The organism is Blastococcus deserti, assembly GCF_042682525.1.
GTDB classification, from domain to species: Bacteria; Actinomycetota; Actinomycetes; order Mycobacteriales; family Geodermatophilaceae; genus Blastococcus_B; species Blastococcus_B deserti.
The window spans coordinates 50,683-68,118 of the sequence record NZ_JBHUHP010000001.1 but is presented as its reverse complement, the minus strand read 5'-3'; the positions used below and the strand labels follow the sequence as shown (position 1 = coordinate 68,118).

Here is a 17,436-nt window from a genome sequence, read left to right as displayed (position 1 = left end):
CGACACACCCCCTCAGAACCGGAGAAGAGACGATGACCCTGGCAGCGACCTTCGAGCAGATCGGCGTGCACCTGCACCCGTCCGACAACGTGGTCGTCGCCTCGCGCGACCTGGAGGAGGGCGCGGCCGCCGGCGGCGTCACCGTGCGGGCGGCCGTTCCCCGTGGCCACAAGGTCGCGGTCGCGCCGATCGCCGCCGGAGAGCCCGTCCGCAAGTACAACCAGATCATCGGTTTCGCGACGACGGCCATCCAGCCCGGCGACCACGTGCACACCCACAACGTCGAGTTCCGGGCCTTCGAGCGCGACTACGCATTCGGCGCCGACGTGGTGCCGACGGAGATGGTCCCCGAGAGCGAGCGGGCCACCTTCCAGGGCATCGTGCGGGCCGACGGCAAGGTCGCCACCCGCAACTACATCGGCATCCTCACCTCGGTGAACTGCTCGGCCACCACCGCCAAGCTGATCGCCGACCAGTTCCGCTCCCCCGGGCTGCTGGACGAGTTCCCGAACGTCGACGGCGTCGTGGCCCTCGCCCACGGCGCCGGCTGCGGGATGGCCAGTTCGGGCGAGGGCTTCGACGTCCTCCAGCGCACGCTCACCGGCTATGCCGAGCACCCGAACTTCGCCGGCTTCCTGATGTTGGGCCTCGGCTGCGAGGTGAACCAGGTCGCGAGCCTGGCGGAGAAGTGGCAGCTCGACAGCACCAAGCTGGTCCAGACGATGACCATCCAGGAGCAGGGCGGCACCGCAGCCACCGTCCGCGCCGGCGTGGCCGCCATCCGGGAGATGCTGCCGCTGGCCAACCAGGTCAGCCGCACCACCGTTCCGGCGAGCGAGCTGATCCTCGGCCTGAACTGCGGCGGCTCGGACGCCTACTCCGGCATCACCGCCAACCCGGCCCTCGGTGCCGCGGTGGACCTGCTGGTGCGCCACGGCGGGACCGCCGTCCTCGGTGAGACCCCGGAGATCTACGGGGCCGAGCACCTGCTGACCCGCCGCGCGGTGAGCCAGGAGGTCGGCGACAAGCTCGTCGACCTGATCAAGTGGTGGGAGAAGTACACGGCCGACAACGGCGGCTCCATGGACAACAACCCCTCCCCCGGCAACAAGGCCGGTGGTCTCACCACCATCCTGGAGAAGTCGCTGGGCGCCGTCGCCAAGGGCGGGACGACCAACCTCACCGACGTCTACAAGTACGCCGAGAAGGTGACCGCCAAGGGCTTCACGTTCATGGACACCCCCGGGTACGACCCGGTCTCCGTCACCGGGATCGTGGCGGGCGGGGCGACGGTCATGTGCTTCACGACCGGCCGTGGTTCGGTGCTGGGCTGCAAGCCGACGCCCAGCCTGAAGCTGGCGACCAACACCGAGATGTACGAGCGCATGTCCGGCGACATGGACCTCAACTGCGGCGTGATCATGGACGGCGAGGCGAGCGTCCAGGAGGTCGGCGCGCGGTTGTTCCAGCTCATCCTGGACACCGCCTCGGGTCGCAAGACGCTCAGCGAGGAACTCGGGTTCGGCCAGGAGGAGTTCGTCCCGTGGCAGCTCGGCGCGGTGATGTGACAGGCCGGTGAGGCCATGCCGAGGTGCTGCGCGGCGAGCGGCTCAGTACGTGCCGCTTGCCGCGCAGCACCTCGGGCACGTCGTGGCTCAGCGCTTGCCGCGCAGCACCTCGATGAGGTTGGAGTCGTCGGCCGGCCCCAGACCGGCCCGGCGCCCGGTCAGGTAGAGCTGCTCGGCGACGGAGGCCAGCGGCGCCGGGTAGACGTTCTCGCGGGCGGCGGCCAGCACCAGGCCCATGTCCTTGACGAAGATGTCGAGGGCGCTCTTCACCTGCTCCCCCGCGCCGTGCACCATGCGGCTCCCGCGGTCGTCGAGCATGAACGAGGCCGCTGCGCCGTGCCGGATGACCTCCCAGCAGGCCTCCGCGTCCAGGCCGAGGGCCTCGGCGTAGGCCAGGCCCTCGGCCGCGGCCGCGATGTGGACGCCGCACAGGAGCTGGTTGACCAGCTTGACCTTCTGCCCGTCACCGGGAGCGGCGCCCACCACCGGGGCCCGGCTCGACATGGCATCCAGGAGAGGCGCGACCGCGGCGACCGCCTCCTCGGGACCGCTGACCATCATCAGCAGCTCGCCGGTGGTCGCGCGGGCCACCCCACCAGACACCGGCGCGTCGACCAGGTGCACGCCCTGCTCGGCGAGGCGGGCGGCGATCGCCTGCACGACGGCCGGCCCGACGGTGGCCATGATCAGGACGACCGCGCCCGGTCGCAGTTCCGGCGCGGCGCCCCGATTGCCGAACAGGACGTCGTCGGCCTGCGCGCCGGTCGCGACCATCACGGCCAGCACGTCGCAGCCGGCCGCGGCCTCCGCGGGCGACGCCGCCGCCTCGGCACCGTCGCCCAGCGCCGCCACGGCGGCCGGATCGACGTCGTAGCCGACCACCCGGTGCCCGCCGTCCAGGAGCCGGGCGGCCATCGGCCGACCCATCGCGCCCAGCCCGATCCAGCCCACCTGCGTCATGCCACCCGCTCCCTCGTCGTCACCGTCGTACGTTCGTGTGGTTCAGTCCGCTGCCGCGGAGGATCCCCGGCCGGTCACCACGTCGACGACGTGGGCCAGCGCCCGGGCGTCGCCCACGTTGCCGGCGAAGACGACGTAGGGAACACCGACCGCGCCCTCCGCCGCCTCCACGGGGCGCAGCACGGAGACCATGCCCGGCAGGAGCTGCCCGAGGACCTCGGCGCGCCGGATGCCCAGGCCCTCCACGGCCACGTCGTGGGAGGTGATCCCGCCCTTGGCGACGACCCAGGCCGGCGCGCCGGGGAGCGCCGCCCGCACGACGGAGGTGACGCCCGCGGACACGGCGCGGGCGATGGCCAGGCTGTCGTCCGCGCCGGTTCCGCGGACGAGGTCCCGGCTGGTGAGCAGCAGCACGTCGCTGTCGACGAGGGCGGCCCGCACCCGAGCGGCCGTCTCGGCGATGTGGTCGTCCCGCCGCCGAGGGTCCAGCAGGGCCGGCACGGAGAGCTCGATCCGCTCGAGATGTCCCCGTTCCTCGGCGGCCGCCACCTGCAGGCTGGTCAGCCCGACATGGGAGCCGACGACGAGGAGACCGTGGCCACCGGGGTGGCCCTGCGGCCAGATGTCACCGGTCCGGAGAGGAGCACGGGGCTCGATGCCGGCGATGGCGCGCATGAACGACGGGCCGACGCGGTACACGAACGACCTGCCGGCCCGGCGGGCCTCGATCAGGCCGAGGACGACGACCTCCAGATCGGCGTAGTCGGTGGCGTTGACGACGACGTACGCGCCGCCGCTGACCTTCCCGAGGATCTCGGCCACCCGGTCGGGGCCGCCGACCCTGATGTCGTGGAGCGTGAGGCTGACCACCTCGTCGGGGCGCAGCCGCCCGCCACTCTTCTCGGCCACGAATTCCCGCAGGTTCGACCGGGTGTAGCCGAAGCTGGCGTCGCGGGCGAACTCCGTGTCGGCCACCGGGACGGGAACCCCGTCGACGGTGGCGTAGTGCACGTCACCGGCCGTGAAGCGACCGGCCTCGAAGAAGGCCGGGACCAGCAGTACGCCGTCGACCGGCCGGCCCGTCTCGCGCAGGTGCACGTCGACCAGAGCCTGCATCTCAGCGACGACGTGGCCGCGCAGCGTGGAGTCGCTGCGGCTGACGAGGTCGACCGGTGCCGCCAAGGGCCCCATGGTCGTCAGGACGTCGGTGGCCACCTCCGCGGTGAGCCGCACCGCCTCGCGCTCGGGCAGGCTCCGGGTGTTGGTCAGCACGAAACAGGTGGCCCCGGGCTCGGCCAGCGCCCGGGCGTACTCGGCGGCGTCCAGGGCGGTGACGACGTCCATCCCGTACACGCACTGCGAACCGGTGGGGTCGTCGTCCAGGACGACGGTCCGGCGGCCCTCGGCCTCCCGGCTGCTGCGGATCCGAGCCCGGGCATCGGGGATCCGGAGGGGATCAGGGAGCGCGTCCGGACCTGCGTCGATCAACCGGTGCCTCCGGGGTGGTGAACGGATCTGACATCTGACATGTTCGGCGGTGCGACACAGGTGCGTCAAGGGCTGCCCGCCGCCCTTGTACCGTGGCGCCATGCGTCCCGGTCGAGCCGATCTCGTGGCCGACCAGTTGCTCCAGCTGGTCCTGGACGGAACGTTCCCGATCGGCGGCACCCTGCCCAGCGAGGCCGAGCTGGCCGACCGCTTCGGCGTCAGCCGGCTGACCGTGCGAGAGGCGATCCGCTCCCTGGCCTCGACCCGTGTCATTCACGTGCGCCAGGGTCGCTCCAGCACCGTGAACCCCGCGGAGGAATGGTCCCCCCTGGACGGCCGGCTCCTGGTCGCTCGCAGCCGGCTGCACCCGGACGCCCTGTTGCTGCCGATGCGGCTCCTCGAGGCGCGGCGCGCCGTCGAGGTGGCCATCGCGGAGCTCGCCGCGCAGCGTCGTCAGGACGTGCACGTGGAGCGGCTGGCGGCGTCGCACGACGACATGGCGCGGGCCCACGGGGAGGGCGACGTCGGCGCCGTGGCCGAGGCCGACCTCGCGTTCCACGGATTGCTGTTCGAGGCGGCGGACAACGTGTTCCTGAAGGCGCTCTTCGAGCCGCTGGCCTCGGCGCTGCGGAGCCTGCGCCGGGAGACCTCCTCGGTGCCCGAGATCGTCGGGCACGCCCTGGACCACCACGCCGCCATCCTCGCGGCGGTCACGGACGGGGACGCCGGGGCGGCGGGGAACGCCATGCGGGCGCACCTGCTGCAGACCGAGGAGGACATCGAGCGCCACCTGGGCGGCCAGGCCGCCACGGCCGCGTCGCTCGGCTGATCGCGGCACCGTCCCGGACCCGGTGGCCGCGGCCGACCCGCCGCCCGGGGGCCGCGATGCGCAACGGGGGAGGCCGCCGACGGCGACCTCCCCCGCTGATGCGGTCGGCGGAACTCAGGCGAGCGAGAACCCGAAGACGCTCGCCAGGGTGTAGAGGCCCAGCAGCGCGATCGCGATGCTGCTCACGACGAGCGCCGCGTTGAACAGCGTGCTGCCGTACACCCGCCGGTCGGTCTCGGTCTTCCGCAGGTACCAGACGGCGATCACGGCGGCGACCAGGAAGATGCCCGTCATGACGCCGCCGATCTGCACCATGATCACCGGCGACTGGATCGTGAGGTACGCGACGGCCCAGATGATGGGCAGGGCGACCGTGAAGATCCGGATCCAGCGCAGCCGCGCGACCGAGTCCTGCCAGTCGAGCACGCCCATGGTGGCGAGCAGGTTCACGTACATCCGCGACCAGCTCGGGATGGCGGCCCACATCGTGGAGCCCAGGACCGCGATGGCGCCGATGAGGAACAGGATGCTCGACCACTGGCCGAGGGTGTCGGTGTAGATGCGGGACAGCGTGGTGATCATGCCGTTGCCCTCGGGGACCAGGCCCTGGGGGTTGAGCACCGCGGCGCCCATCAGGTAGAAGGCCAGCGTGCCGAAGGTGTAGACGACCCAGGACACGGCGGCGTCCTTGTACATGACCTTGATCCACCCGTTGGCCCGACGCGCCCACTCCTCGCTGCCGTCGTTCGGGCCGGTCCAGCGGGCGTAGCCCTTCTCGACGCACCAGTAGGTGTAGAAGGTGATCTCGTCGGCGCCCACGCCCGTGATACCGAACATGGCGATCGCCGCACCCAGGGCCCCGGCCGGGATCAGGAAGGTGAGGCCACTGGCGAGGTCGTCGCCACCGTAGGCGAACGGCGTGAAGGGCAGCCCCAGCGCGATCAGCACCGTGACGATGGAGAAGACGACGACCAGGAAGACCGCGCCGCGCTCGATGAGCGAGTACTTGTTCTTGTAGAGCATCGCGATGCTGAAGGCGGCGACCACGATCGTCCACACGAGCAGATGGGAGAACGAGAGCGGGTCGCCCCCGAAGGGGAACAGGATGCTGAAGGCGACGGCGACGCCGCCGATGATGCCGCCCAGCTGGAGGAGCTTGCTCAGCGCGAGCAGCATCCAGAGGACGTTCACCCAGCCCATGCGGCCGACCTTCGGCGGCACCTTGTTGTAGCCGGTGATGGCCGGCTGCCCCGTGGCGATGGTCCACCGCGCCAGCTCCACCTGGACGGCCACCTTCACCAGCGTGCTGAAGATGACGAGCCACAGCAGGGCGAACCCCGCCTCGGCGCCCAGGGCCGTCGTGGCGATGAGCTCACCGGAGCCCACGATCGAGGCGCTCAGGATCAGCCCGGGGCCGAGGTACTTGAAGCTGGCCTTCCAGCCGACGGGCGGCTCCTTGATGCCTTCCGGCGTCAGGGTGTACGGGTCCACCCGGTCGACGTCGGTCACTACGTTGGCCATGCCGGCTCCTTGCAACTCATCAGTCATCAGATGTGATGGGGATCATGCGGAACGGTCAGGCCGGTCGTCAACGGTTACCGGCAAGTTTCCTCAAACCGTTGCCTTCGCCGGCCGGCTCCCGCGCGCGCGTGCCCGTTGCGGTCACCGACCGTGAGCGGCAGGGGGCGCGCCGGCACCCCGACGTCCCGCCCGTGGGGACGTCGGGTCACCTGGCGGGACCGCCGACGCCCGCGGCTGGGCCGCGGGCGTCGGTGGGCGACGGTCCCGCGCGACACGCGCGCAGCGCCACCCGCTCCCGGGAGGGAACACCCCCGCGATCAGTGGTTGTCCCTGGGCACGCCCATGGACTGGGCGATGCGCTGGTAGGCGACCGCCGGCTTGAGGACCATGCCCTCGGAGAGCTGGTCGACCATGGAGCGCTGGATCTCCTGCCAGGGCGTCTGCGACGCAGGGACCGGGAAGCCCCCCTTCGCGGCGAGATCCCGGATCCGCGCCCCGAGTTCCTCGTCGCTGAGCAGGACGTCGGCCCGGCGCTGGTTGAGGTCGATCCGCACCCTGTCCCCCGTCCGCAGGACGGCGAGCCCCCCGCCGAGGGCGGCCTCCGGCGAGGCGTTCAGGATGGACGGCGACCCCGAGGTACCGGACTGCCGGCCGTCCCCCACGCAGGGGAGGTTGTGGACGCCCCGCTTGATCAGCGCCGCGGGCGGCTGCATGTTGACCACTTCCGCCGCCCCCGGATAGCCCAGCGGACCGGCACCTCGGATGAACAGGATGCAGCCCTCGTCGATGGCGAGGTCCGGGTCGTCGATCCGGGCGTGGTAGTCCTCGGGCCCCTCGAAGACGATGGCCCGGCCCTCGAAGCAGTTCGGGTGCTGCGGGTCGGAGAGATAGCGCTCGCGGAACTCCGCGGAGATGACGCTGGTCTTCATGATGGCGCTGTCGAACAGGTTGCCGCCGAGGACGACGAAGCCGGCGTCGGGCAGCAGCGCGTCGTCGAAGCTCCTGATGACGTCGGCGTCCTCGGAAGCGGAGTACGCGCAGTTCTCCCCGATCGTCCGGCCGTTGACCGTGAGCGCGTCCTCCTTGATCAGGGAGTGCCGCATGAGCTCGTGGACCACCGCCGGGACACCTCCGGCCCGGTGGTACTCCTCACCGAGGTACACCCCCGCCGGCTGCAGGTTGACCAGCAGGGGAACGGTCAGGCCCAGGGTCTCCCAGTCCTGCACCTCCAGCGGAACGCCCATGTGCTTGGCCACGGCGTTGAGGTGGATCGGCGCATTGGTCGAGCCGCCGATCGCGGAGTTCACCACGATGGCGTTCTCGAACGCCTCGCGGGTCATGATGTCGGAGGGCTTGAGGTCCTCGTGCACCATCTCGACGATCCGCCGGCCGGTCAGGAAGGCCACCCGCGCGCGGTCCCGGTGCACGGCGGGGATGGCCGCCGACCCCGGCAGGCTCATGCCGAGCGCCTCGGCCAGCGAGTTCATGGTGGAGGCGGTGCCCATCGTGTTGCAGTGCCCCGGCGACGGAGCCGACGACGCCACGAGCTCGACGAACCCCGCCTCGTCGATCTCCCCGGCGGCGAGCATCTCCCGGGCCTGCCACACGATGGTGCCCGACCCGGTCCTCGCGCCCCGGTACCACCCGTTGAGCATCGGCCCGCCCGACAGCACGATCGAGGGGATGTTCACCGTCGCGGCGGCCATCAGGAGGGCCGGCGTCGTCTTGTCGCAGCCGGTCGTCAGCACGACCCCGTCGATCGGATACCCGTACAGCACCTCCACCAGCCCCAGATAGGCGAGGTTCCGGTCCAGGGAGGCGGTCGGCCGCTTCCCCGTCTCCTGGATCGGGTGCACGGGGAACTCGAACGCGATCCCGCCGGCCTCCCGGATGCCCTCCCGCACGCGCTCGGCCAGGAGCAGGTGATGCCGGTTGCAGGGAGCCAGGTCGGATCCGGTCTGGGCGATGCCGATGATCGGCTTCCCCGACTGCAGTTCCTCCCGGGTCAGTCCCCAGTTCATGTAGCGCTCGATGTACAGCGCCGTCATCCCGGGGTTGTGCGGGTTGTCGAACCACTGCTGGCTCCGAAGGGGTCGCTCCTCACCGTCGTGGGCTGCCTTCACGGTCGCGGTCACGGTCGCTCCTGTCCTGGTGTGGGGTACGGGGTAGTCGGTCGCGTGGGCGGGGGCACCCCGGGGGCTGGCCCACCAGCGCGGTGGCGTGCGGAACGGGCGCTCAGGAGACGTCGCGGTCGGCGTCGGGCGCACCGGTGACGGCGCCCGGGGGACCACCGAGGGCGCGCAGCCGCTCGACGGCCAGCCGGGCCTCGGCGAGGTGCTCGGACATCTGGTGGCGGGCGGCGGCCTCGTCGCCCGTGTCGACCGCATCCAGGATCGCCGCGTGCGCCGCGACGGCGGCCAGGCGCATCTCCGGCTCCAGCGAGGTGCGCAGTCGCACCTCCCGCACCAGCACCTTGATCGGCTCGAGGAGCGCTGCCAGGAACGGGTTGCCCGCCGCCGCCAGCAGGGTGTCGTGGAAGTCGACGTCGGCGGCGGAGAACCCGGCGATGTCGCCGGACTCGTGTGCCCGGAGCATCCGCTCCGTGCAACTCCGGAGGGCGGCGAGGTGCTCCTGGGAACGGCGCCGGGCCGCAAGCTCGGCGACGCCGACCTCGACGATGCACCGCGTCTCCGTGATCTGCTCGGCCGTCTGCGCGCGGTCCCCTTCCAGCGCCGCCCGGCTCGACACCAGCATGGGGTCCAGGGCGGCCCAGCGCGCGGGCGGATTGACGAAGGTGCCGCGCCCCTGCTCCACGGTCAGGACACCCTTGTCGCGCAGGACCCGCACGGCCTCCCGCAGGGTCAGTCGGCTCACCTGCGCCCTGTCGGCCAGGACCGCCTCGGGCGGGAGCCGGGTCCCCGGGGCATGACGGCCGTCCACGATGCTCGCCAGGAGCTCGGCCGCGACCTGGTCGGCCAAGCCGGGCCTTGAGGTCACGGGTACCGTCCGGAACACTTGTCAGAGGTCAGATAGTGCGACCGTATCCGTGTCGTTCTCACCGAGTCAACGGTCCCCCGCCGAGCTGCTGCACCGGGACCGGGCCTCGCCGGGTGGTCGCCGGCCCGCTCGCACGCACCGTCCCCGTCCACCAGGGCGGTCAGCCCCACCACTGCTCGGCGGCCTCCTCGGGGGTGAGCCCTTCCAGCTCCACCGCCCTGTTGAGCCGGACGAGGTCGCCGGTCGTCAGCCGGGCGCTGGTCTCGTCCAGCGCGTCGGTCAGCCGGTTCCCCCAGCGCTCGACGACCTCCACCCGCACCAGTGGGACGACGTTCTCCCGCGGCTGCAGACCGAGGTCGTCGACCAGCAGCATCACCGGTGCCACCCCCAGCCGGGCGTCGGTCGTCTCCAGCAGCCCGACGTCGATCTGGCCCGACAGCAGCGCCTCCACCGTCTCCGCCCGGGTGGCCAGGCTGCGCACCTCGCCGAACCGCAGTCCGTAGACCTCCTCGAGCCCCGGCAGGCACAGCGGGCGGTCGGGGCACTCGGGCGGACCGCCGAAGGTCAGTCGCGGGGCCAGCGGCGCCAGGTCCGACAGCCGTCCGACGCCGTGCTCGGCCGCGAAGGCCGTCGTGACCGCGAACCCGTTCTTGTCCTCCGCCCGTGAGGGCTCCAGCACCGTCACCCCGCGGCCGCCGAGGACCCGCCGGAGCACCGCCCGCATCTCCTCCGGCGTCTCCGGGCGGTCGCGGAACGACGGGCGCGCGAACACCAGCGCCGTGCCGAGGTAGTCGACGACGACGTCGACCACGCCCTGCTGCAGCGCGGGCGCGACGACCTCACGGGTGCCGATGCCGTGCTGCACCGAGACGGGGACGCCGCTGCGGCGCACCGCCTCGGCGTAGACCTCCACCAGGATCTGGTTCTCCTGGAAGTCGTACGAGGCGAGACGGACGGTGGCGGTCGGCTCGGCGGGCGCGGGAGGATCGGCGCCGCAGGCGGTCACCAGCGCCAGGAGGAACGGCCAGACAGCGCGGGCAGGCCGGCGTCGCACGACGATTCCTCCCCGGGGTGCGGGCGGGGGCCACAGTAACGCCGGACGGGACCAAAGGGGATGGTCCCGATCCGCTTCGGGGTGCAGCATTCCCGGGCATGGCCTCGCTGCCGCAGGCCCCACCCGTCCCGGCCCGTGCGGTGCCGGTCCCCCGGCCCGCTCCGCCGGCGATCGCGCGCGTCCGCAGCCGTCGTCGTCCCTCGGGCGAGCCGCCGCCGCTGCCCCGCCACCTCAACGCGTCGGGCAAGTGGTGGCTGGGCATGAGCGCGGCCGTCCTCGTCCTGTGGGTGGTCGTCGTGGTCACCGGCACGGTCACCGTCTTCGATGTCGCCGACACGCGGATCCTGCAGGCGATCAGCGAGGTGCGCTCCCCCGGGCTGACGCGGGTGGCCGAGGTCGCCGGGGTGCTGGCCAGCGCGAAGGCGATCCACGTCCTGTGGCTGGCCAACCTCCTCCTGCTGGCGGTGTTCCGGCGCTGGCGGCACCTGTTCGTGTGGCTGGGCGTGGGGCTGCTGGTGGCCAACCTCGGCGCCACGCTGGCCATGACGCTCCAGCGGCCGCGCCCGTACGAGGTCGAGGTGATCGGCGACTGGTCCGGCTTCTCCATGCCCTCGCTCCCGATGACCGTCCTCGCGGCGTTCCTCGTCAGCACCGTCTACGCCCTGGTCCCGCCCGGCCGGTGGCGGACGCGCGGCAAGTGGCTGGTCTGCGGGCTCCTGGTGATCACGGCGGCCTCACGGCTCTACCAGGCCCAGGACCATCCCACCGGGATCCTGGCCGGGGTGGTGCTCGGGGTGGCCGCACCCCTGGCGGCGTTCCGGCTGCTCACGCCCAACGCGGTCTACCCGGTGCGCTACAGCCGGGCGCGGCCGGCGCACCTCGACGTCTCCGGCGACCGGGGGGAGGCGATCGTCCGGGCCCTGCACGACCAGCTGGGCGTGCTCGCCACCGGCGTCACCCCGTTCGGACTGGCCGGATCGGGCGGATCCACCCCCCTGAAGATCACGGTCAAGACCGACCCCTCCGCCACGGAGGACGAGGGCTGCATCTTCGGCAAGCTCTACGCGGCCACCCACGTGCGCTCCGACCGCTGGTACAAGCTCGGCCGGGCGCTCCTCTACGGCCGGCTCGAGGACGAGAAACCGTTCCACAGCGTGCGCCGGCTGGTGCAGTACGAGGACTACATCCTGCGGCTGTTCTCCGAGGCCGGGCTGCCGGTCCCGCACCCGCTCGGCATCGTCGAGATCACCCCGGAGCGGGAGTACCTGCTGGTCACCGAGTTCATCGCGGGCGCGAAGGAGGCCGGGGAGGCCGAGATCGACGACTCGATCATCGACCAGGGCCTGATGATCGTGCGCCGGATGTGGGACATCGGGATGGCGCACCGCGACATCAAGCCGGCCAACCTGCTGGTGCGCGACGGCACGCTGTTCCTCATCGACTCGGCGTTCGCCGAGGTGCGCCCCAGCCCCTGGCGCCAGGCGGTCGACCTGGCCAACATGATGCTCGTCCTGGCCCTGCGGACCGATGCCGAGCGCGTCTACCGGCGGGCGCGGCTCCAGTTCTCCGACGAGGAGATCGCCGAGGCCTTCGCCGCGACCCGTGGGCTGACGATGCCGTCCCAGCTGCGCCGGATGCTGCGCCAGCAGGGCCGTGACCTGCACGGGGACTTCCTGCGCCTGCTGCCCTACCGGCTGCCGCCGGTCCGCATCCAGCGATGGACCTGGCGCCGGGCGGGGCTCACCCTGGTCACGCTGGCCAGCGCCGCGGCCATGGCCGGCATCGCCGTCACGCTGCTCGGGTCGCCGCTGTGACTCCCGGCCGCCGGTGGTGGCCGGCCCTCCTCGCGGCGATGGGCGTGGCCCTGCTGCCCGGCTGCGTGCGGGTGAACACCCTCAGCAGCGATCTCGTCGCCTGCGAGGAGGGCGACGACGGCGCCCCGTCGAACGGCGTCATCCTCATGGCCCAGGCGGTGCCCACGGCCACCTGGGTGCCGTGCCTGGAGACCATGCCGCTGGGCTGGCACTTCTCCGACATGGACGTCGACAACGGCTCCGCCCGCTTCTGGCTCGACTCCGACCGCGACGGGAGGCGGGCCATCGAGTTCCGGCTGACCGAGACGTGCGACACCGAGGGCGCGACCGAGATCCCGAGCGACCGCGACAAGATGCGGCGGCTCGAGCGGGTCACCCAGGTCAGCCCCCAGTACGTGGGCCGGCGGTACTACCTGTTCGAGGGCGGCTGCATCACGGTCCTGTTCCGGTTGTCCGGCGAGAACCGGGCGGAGCCGCTGGCCGTGGCCACCCAGGGGCTGGGCGCCGTCCCGCGCGAGGACCTGCGCGCGCTCGTCCGCGAGCAGAGCGACGGCCGGCTGGAGCTCGACCCACCGACGGCCCGGGATGGTGGCTCGTGACCGCGGTGGAGTCGCGGCCGGGGACCGAGACGTCCCGCCCACGGAGGGGCGGCTGGCGACGGCTGGTCGGCCCGCTGCTCTCGGTCGTCCTCGTGGTGGCGGTGTTCTTCTGGTTCCTGCCGCAGTTCACCAGCATCTCCGCCGTCTGGACGTCGGTCCGGGCCATGACGTGGACCGAGGTCGCCGTCCTGGTGCTGGCGGCGCTGTGGAACCTCGCGACCTACCAGTTCCTGATGGTTGCCACCACGCCCGGGCTCACCCTCCGGCAGGCGACGGTGTCCACGGAGACGTCGACGGCGGTCTCGAACACCGTCGTCGGCGGCGCGGCGATCGCACTGGGCCTGACCTACGCCATGAACTCGTCGTGGGGGTTCTCCCGGTCGCGCACCTCGGTGTCGCTGCTGGTCTCCGGGTTGTGGAACAACTTCGCCAAGCTGGGGCTGCCGGTGCTGGCCCTGGTCCTCCTGGCCTTCTCCGCGCCGCCGACCACCGGGCGGCTGATCGCCGGGCTGCTGGGCGTCGGCACGCTCGCCACCGCCGTCGTGCTGCTCGGGATGCTCCTGCGCAGCGAGGCCGCCGCCGTCCGCATCGGGAACGGCGCGGCTCGCGTGGCCTCCGCGCTGCGCCGGCTCGTCGGCCGAGGACCGGTGACCGGCTGGGACCTGGCGACGACGAAGTTCCGCCGGCGCACCGTCCTGCTGCTGCGCGCGCGGTGGCACTGGATCACGCTGACCACCCTGGTCAGCCACCTGTCCCTGTTCCTCGTGCTGCTGCTCTCGCTCCGGTTCGTCGGCGTCGGCGCCGACCAGGTCAGCTTCGCGGAGGCGCTGGCCGTCTTCGCGTTCGCCCGGCTGCTGACCGCGGTCCCCTTCACCCCCGGCGGGCTCGGCGTGATCGAGCTGGCCCTGATCACCGGCCTGGCCGCCGCCGGAGGATCCCGCCCGCTGGTGGCCGCGGCGGTCCTGATCTTCCGCGCGCTGACGTTCGTCCTCCCGATCCCGATCGGCCTGGCCACGTACGTGTTCTGGCGGCGGAACCGGTCGTGGCGGCGGGAACCCAACTCCGCGCCCCGCACCGACCTGGTCCCGGAGAACGCGTGACGGAGGCCGTCCTGCCGTCGTCGGGGTGCAGGCGCTGATGCTCGTCGACTCCCGCCGCGGGCTGCTGGTCAGTGGTTCCCTGCTGGCCGGCGCGGCGCTGGTCGGCCTGCTCGTCGTCCTCCCGGTCACCGCGCCGGTGGTGCAGGCCGTCGACGAGGCCGTGTGGCGGATGGCCGGGGCGGCGCGCAACGAACCGGCGACGGGGGTCGCCGTCGCGCTCTCCTGGCTCGGCGGCGCCGCGGTCAACTGGCCGCTGCGAGGAGCGGCGCTCCTGCTGCTGGCCTGGCGCCGGCACTGGCTGCGGGCCGCCGCCTTCACCCTTGCCGTGGTCAGCAGCGAGCTGTTCATCGGGCCGGTGAAGGCCCTCACCGACCGCCCACGTCCGCCGGGGTCGCTGATCGGGACGACGGCCGCCTCCTTCCCGTCGGGCCATGCCATCGCCACGGCGGTGACGGCGGTGGGCCTGGTGCTGGTGCTCGCCCGGCCAGGGCCCAGCCGCTGGCGGTGGGAGGTGCGCGCGGTGGTGTTCACCGCGGTGATGGCCCTGTCCCGGGTCTACCTGCGGGCGCACTGGCTCTCCGACACCGTGGCCGGTGCGCTGCTCGGCGCGGGTCTCGCCCTCGGCTGGCCGGCGCTCCTCATGGCGCTGCGGCACCAGCGCGACCCGACGGCGCCCACGTCGTAGGACCGCCCTGCCGGGGCTGGGAAGCTGTGGTTCAGTGAAGGCCGTCACACGGCGCCAGGGGGCCGGCGCCCGCCTCGGTCCCCGTGCGTCCCGGCGCAGCGCACCGCGTAAGGAGACCCGTCAATGGCCCAGCCCGCGACCGACCCGCCCGGCCGCAAAGCCGGCACGTCCGGCACCGGCCCGGAGTCCGCCTCCCGCCCGGAGTCCGCGTCCGGCTCGGCGCCCGGTTCCGACTCGGCGCCCGCCTCGGGCCGTCCGGCGGACGGGCCGGAGGACGCCGCCGACGCCGCCCTGGGCCTCGACATGGTGCTGGTGGACGCCGCCCGCGGGCCGCTGCGCCGGCTCGTCCCGCCCGCGGGGACCGCGCTCCGCTTCGGGCGCTCGCTCGCCCGGCAACCCGGCACCGTCGCCCGGAGGACCGGTGAGCTGGCGCGGGAGCTCGGCCGGATCGCGGCCGGCCGCTCCGAACTGGCGCCGGGCAAGAAGGACAAGCGGTTCGCCGACCCCGCCTGGAGCGGCAACCCGCTCCTGCGCCGGGCGATGCAGCTCCACCTGGCCACCGCGCGCACGGCCTGGGAGCTCATCGAGGACGCCCACCTCGACTGGCAGGACGACGAGCGGATCCGGTTCACCGCGACGAACCTCGTCGACGCGCTGGCGCCCAGCAACATCCCGGTCGTCAACCCGCTGTCGCTCAAGGCGGCGATCGACACGGGTGGCCGCAGCGCCGTGGAGGGCGTGAAGCGGCTGGTCCGCGACCTCTCGACCCCGCCGCGGGTGCCCTCGATGGTGGAGCCGGACGCGTTCACCGTCGGCGAGGACCTCGCCGCCACCCCGGGTGCGGTGGTGTTCCGGACGCCGGTGTTCGAGCTGATCCGGTACACGCCCACGACGGAGACCGTCCGCGAGGTGCCGCTGCTCATGGTGCCGCCGACGATCAACAAGTACTACATCGCCGACCTCGCACCCGGCCGCAGCATCGCCGAGCACTACGTCAACAGTGGCCAGCAGGTCTTCATGATGTCGTGGCGCAACCCCGACGAGCGGCACGCCGAGTGGGGCCTGGACACCTACGGGCAGGCCATCCTCGATGCGATGGACGCCGTCGAGCGGGCGACGGGCACCCCGCGGGTGGCCTTCCAGTCGTTCTGCTCCGGCGGCATCATCCTGGCGATGGTGCTGGCGCACCTGGCCGCCACCGGGCGGCAGGACCGCGTCACGGCGGCCAGCTTCGCCGTCACCGTCCTGGACTGGTCCCGAGCCGGCACCATCACCGCCCTGATGGACGATGACGTCGAGGCTGCCACGGAGAAGTCCCGCAAGAAGGGCTACCTGGACGGCGCGCAGCTCGCCGAGGTCTTCGCCTGGCTGCGGCCCAACGACCTGATCTGGAACTACTGGGTCAACAACTACCTGCAGGGCAAGCCGCCGCCGAACTTCGACATCCTGTACTGGAACTCCGACACCGTGCGGCTGAGTGCCGCCCTGCACCGCGATTTCATCGAGATCGCCGTCGGCAACACCCTCACCCAGCCCGGCAAGGCGACGATGCTCGGCACCCCCGTCGACCTCTCCGCGGTGACCGTCGACTCCTACATCACCGCCGGCATCGCCGACCACATCTGCCCGTGGCAGGCCTGCTACCGCTCCACGCAGCTGCTGGGCGGGGACACCCGGTTCATCCTGTCCACCAACGGGCACATCGCCTCGCTGGTCAATCCGCCGGGCAATCCCAAGTCCACCTTCCAGGTCGCCGAGGACACCCCGCCCGACCCGCAGGAGTGGCTGAGGAAGGCCGAGACGGTCAGGGGCTCCTGGTGGCCCGACTTCATGACCTGGGTGGGCGAGCGCTCCGGGGGACAGATCCCGGCGCCGACCGGGCCGGGGGATCTCGAGGAGCTGGCCGAGGCGCCCGGCACCTATGTCTTCGACAAGTAACGCGCTCCCGCCGTCCCCGGGCCGGCGGGAGCACCTCCGCACGGTGGTGGCGGCGGGGCGGACGCTGCGCGTGTCGGTCCGGCCGGGGACGGACGACGCCGTCCCGCCGCTGCTCCTCATGAACGGCATCGGGGCGAGCCTGGAGGTGCTGCAGCCCCTCGTCGACGCGCTCGACCGCCGGCGCACCGTGATCCGCTTCGACGTGCCGGGGATCGGCGGGTCCCCACGGCCCGTCGTCCCCTACGTCCTGACCACGTTCAGCCCCGTCGTGGCCGGCATGCTCGACCGGCTGGGCTTCGACGACCGGGTCGACGTCCTCGGCCTGTCGTGGGGCGGCGCGCTGGCGCAGCACTTCGCCGTCCAGCACCGGCGGCGGTGCCGTCGGCTGGTGCTCGCGGCCACGGGGACGGGCTCGCTCATGGTGCCGGCCAACCCACGGGTGCTCGCCCGGATGCTGACCCCGCGCAGGCACCGGGATCCGGAGTACGCGCGGAGCATCGCCGGCGAGCTCTACGGCGGCACGATGCGCAGCAACCCCGACCGGGCCGCCGAGGTGCTGCACTCGGCCTCCCGTCTCGGGCCCAGGCGGGGGTACTACTACCAGCTGGCGGCGAGCACGGGCTGGACCAGCCTGCCGTTCCTCCGGCTGATCCGGCAGCCGACGCTGATCGTGGCCGGCGACGACGACCCCATCGTGCCGGTCGTCAACGCGCGGATCATGGCCCGGCTGCTGCCAGACGCCCAGCTGCACGTGTACGAGGGCGGGCACATCGCCCTGCTCACCGAGGCGAGGGAGCTGGCGCCCGTCATCGAGAGGTTCCTGGACGACTGAGCTCGCGACCGTCCCGGAAGCCCTCGAGGCCGGCCCCGGCACCGGGCAGCA

Annotated in this window: 14 protein-coding genes; 8 read left to right on the top strand and 6 right to left on the bottom strand. The window is 72.6% G+C overall.

Annotated features, from left to right (window positions below):
* Positions 1-32 precede the first annotated feature (32 nt).
* On the top strand, positions 33-1,568 hold the full coding sequence (locus ACFSHS_RS00310) for a UxaA family hydrolase (protein ID WP_376870351.1): 1,536 nt from the start codon (positions 33-35) through the stop codon (positions 1,566-1,568).
* An 87-nt stretch (positions 1,569-1,655) separates the two neighbouring features.
* Here ACFSHS_RS00310 and ACFSHS_RS00305 read toward each other — a convergent pair whose 3' ends face one another.
* The gene (locus tag ACFSHS_RS00305; RefSeq protein WP_376870349.1) at positions 1,656-2,528 is read right to left on the bottom strand and encodes an NAD(P)-dependent oxidoreductase; all 873 of its coding nucleotides are present in this window, start codon (positions 2,526-2,528) and stop codon (positions 1,656-1,658) included.
* Positions 2,529-2,570: 42 nt separating this feature from the next.
* Positions 2,571-4,016: a four-carbon acid sugar kinase family protein gene (locus tag ACFSHS_RS00300; protein WP_376870347.1), complete on the bottom strand. Its 1,446-nt coding sequence runs from the start codon at positions 4,014-4,016 to the stop codon at positions 2,571-2,573.
* 100 nt (positions 4,017-4,116) lie between these two features.
* Here ACFSHS_RS00300 and ACFSHS_RS00295 point away from each other — a divergent pair, with 100 nt between their 5' ends.
* On the top strand, positions 4,117-4,845 hold the full coding sequence (locus ACFSHS_RS00295) for a FadR/GntR family transcriptional regulator (protein WP_376870345.1): 729 nt from the start codon (positions 4,117-4,119) through the stop codon (positions 4,843-4,845).
* 114 nt (positions 4,846-4,959) lie between these two features.
* Here the strand turns inward: ACFSHS_RS00295 and ACFSHS_RS00290 are convergent, their stop codons facing one another.
* The 4 genes from ACFSHS_RS00290 to ACFSHS_RS00275 all read right to left on the bottom strand — a co-directional run bounded on the left by ACFSHS_RS00290 (position 4,960) and on the right by ACFSHS_RS00275 (position 10,417).
* Complete coding sequence (locus ACFSHS_RS00290) at positions 4,960-6,366, bottom strand: Nramp family divalent metal transporter (RefSeq protein WP_376870342.1); 1,407 nt, start codon at positions 6,364-6,366, stop codon at positions 4,960-4,962.
* A gap of 317 nt (positions 6,367-6,683) precedes the next feature.
* Positions 6,684-8,501: an IlvD/Edd family dehydratase gene (locus ACFSHS_RS00285; protein WP_376870340.1), complete on the bottom strand. Its 1,818-nt coding sequence runs from the start codon at positions 8,499-8,501 to the stop codon at positions 6,684-6,686.
* Positions 8,502-8,601: 100 nt separating this feature from the next.
* On the bottom strand, positions 8,602-9,363 hold the full coding sequence (locus ACFSHS_RS00280; protein WP_376870338.1) for a FadR/GntR family transcriptional regulator: 762 nt from the start codon (positions 9,361-9,363) through the stop codon (positions 8,602-8,604).
* A gap of 160 nt (positions 9,364-9,523) precedes the next feature.
* Positions 9,524-10,417 (bottom strand): ABC transporter substrate-binding protein, encoded by an 894-nt coding sequence (locus ACFSHS_RS00275; RefSeq protein WP_376870336.1) that lies wholly within the window; start codon positions 10,415-10,417, stop codon positions 9,524-9,526.
* Positions 10,418-10,515: 98 nt separating this feature from the next.
* Between ACFSHS_RS00275 and ACFSHS_RS00270 the strand changes: the two genes are divergently transcribed.
* The 6 genes from ACFSHS_RS00270 to phaZ all read left to right on the top strand — a co-directional run bounded on the left by ACFSHS_RS00270 (position 10,516) and on the right by phaZ (position 17,385).
* On the top strand, positions 10,516-12,231 hold the full coding sequence (locus ACFSHS_RS00270) for a phosphatase PAP2 family protein (RefSeq protein WP_376870334.1): 1,716 nt from the start codon (positions 10,516-10,518) through the stop codon (positions 12,229-12,231).
* The gene (locus tag ACFSHS_RS00265; RefSeq protein WP_376870331.1) at positions 12,228-12,830 is read left to right on the top strand and encodes a hypothetical protein; all 603 of its coding nucleotides are present in this window, start codon (positions 12,228-12,230) and stop codon (positions 12,828-12,830) included. The genes ACFSHS_RS00270 and ACFSHS_RS00265 overlap by 4 nt, the downstream gene beginning before the upstream one ends.
* Positions 12,827-13,930 carry a lysylphosphatidylglycerol synthase transmembrane domain-containing protein gene (locus tag ACFSHS_RS00260; protein ID WP_376870329.1) on the top strand — a complete coding sequence of 368 codons (1,104 nt, stop codon included), beginning with the start codon at positions 12,827-12,829 and terminating at the stop codon, positions 13,928-13,930. The genes ACFSHS_RS00265 and ACFSHS_RS00260 overlap by 4 nt, the downstream gene beginning before the upstream one ends.
* A 25-nt stretch (positions 13,931-13,955) precedes the next feature.
* Positions 13,956-14,615 (top strand): phosphatase PAP2 family protein, encoded by a 660-nt coding sequence (locus ACFSHS_RS00255; RefSeq protein ID WP_376870327.1) that lies wholly within the window; start codon positions 13,956-13,958, stop codon positions 14,613-14,615.
* Between the two features lie 123 nt (positions 14,616-14,738).
* Positions 14,739-16,553, top strand: a complete 1,815-nt coding sequence (locus ACFSHS_RS00250; protein WP_376870324.1) for a PHA/PHB synthase family protein — start codon at positions 14,739-14,741, stop codon at positions 16,551-16,553.
* Positions 16,537-17,385 (top strand): poly(3-hydroxyalkanoate) depolymerase, encoded by an 849-nt coding sequence (gene phaZ, locus ACFSHS_RS00245; protein WP_376870322.1) that lies wholly within the window; start codon positions 16,537-16,539, stop codon positions 17,383-17,385. The genes ACFSHS_RS00250 and phaZ overlap by 17 nt, the downstream gene beginning before the upstream one ends.
* The last annotated feature ends 51 nt before the right edge of the window (positions 17,386-17,436 follow it).

Bases quoted from the DNA above. Each gene is read 5' to 3' on its own strand.
- ACFSHS_RS00310 (WP_376870351.1), top strand. From the start codon at position 33: ATGACCCTGGCAGCGACCTTCGAGCAGATCGGCGTGCACCTGCACCCG.
- ACFSHS_RS00305 (WP_376870349.1), bottom strand. From the start codon at position 2,528: ATGACGCAGGTGGGCTGGATCGGGCTGGGCGCGATGGGTCGGCCGATG.
- ACFSHS_RS00295 (WP_376870345.1), top strand. From the start codon at position 4,117: ATGCGTCCCGGTCGAGCCGATCTCGTGGCCGACCAGTTGCTCCAGCTG.
- ACFSHS_RS00290 (WP_376870342.1), bottom strand. From the start codon at position 6,366: ATGGCCAACGTAGTGACCGACGTCGACCGGGTGGACCCGTACACCCTG.
- ACFSHS_RS00270 (WP_376870334.1), top strand. From the start codon at position 10,516: ATGGCCTCGCTGCCGCAGGCCCCACCCGTCCCGGCCCGTGCGGTGCCG.
- ACFSHS_RS00250 (WP_376870324.1), top strand. From the start codon at position 14,739: ATGGCCCAGCCCGCGACCGACCCGCCCGGCCGCAAAGCCGGCACGTCC.
- phaZ (WP_376870322.1), top strand. From the start codon at position 16,537: ATGTCTTCGACAAGTAACGCGCTCCCGCCGTCCCCGGGCCGGCGGGAG.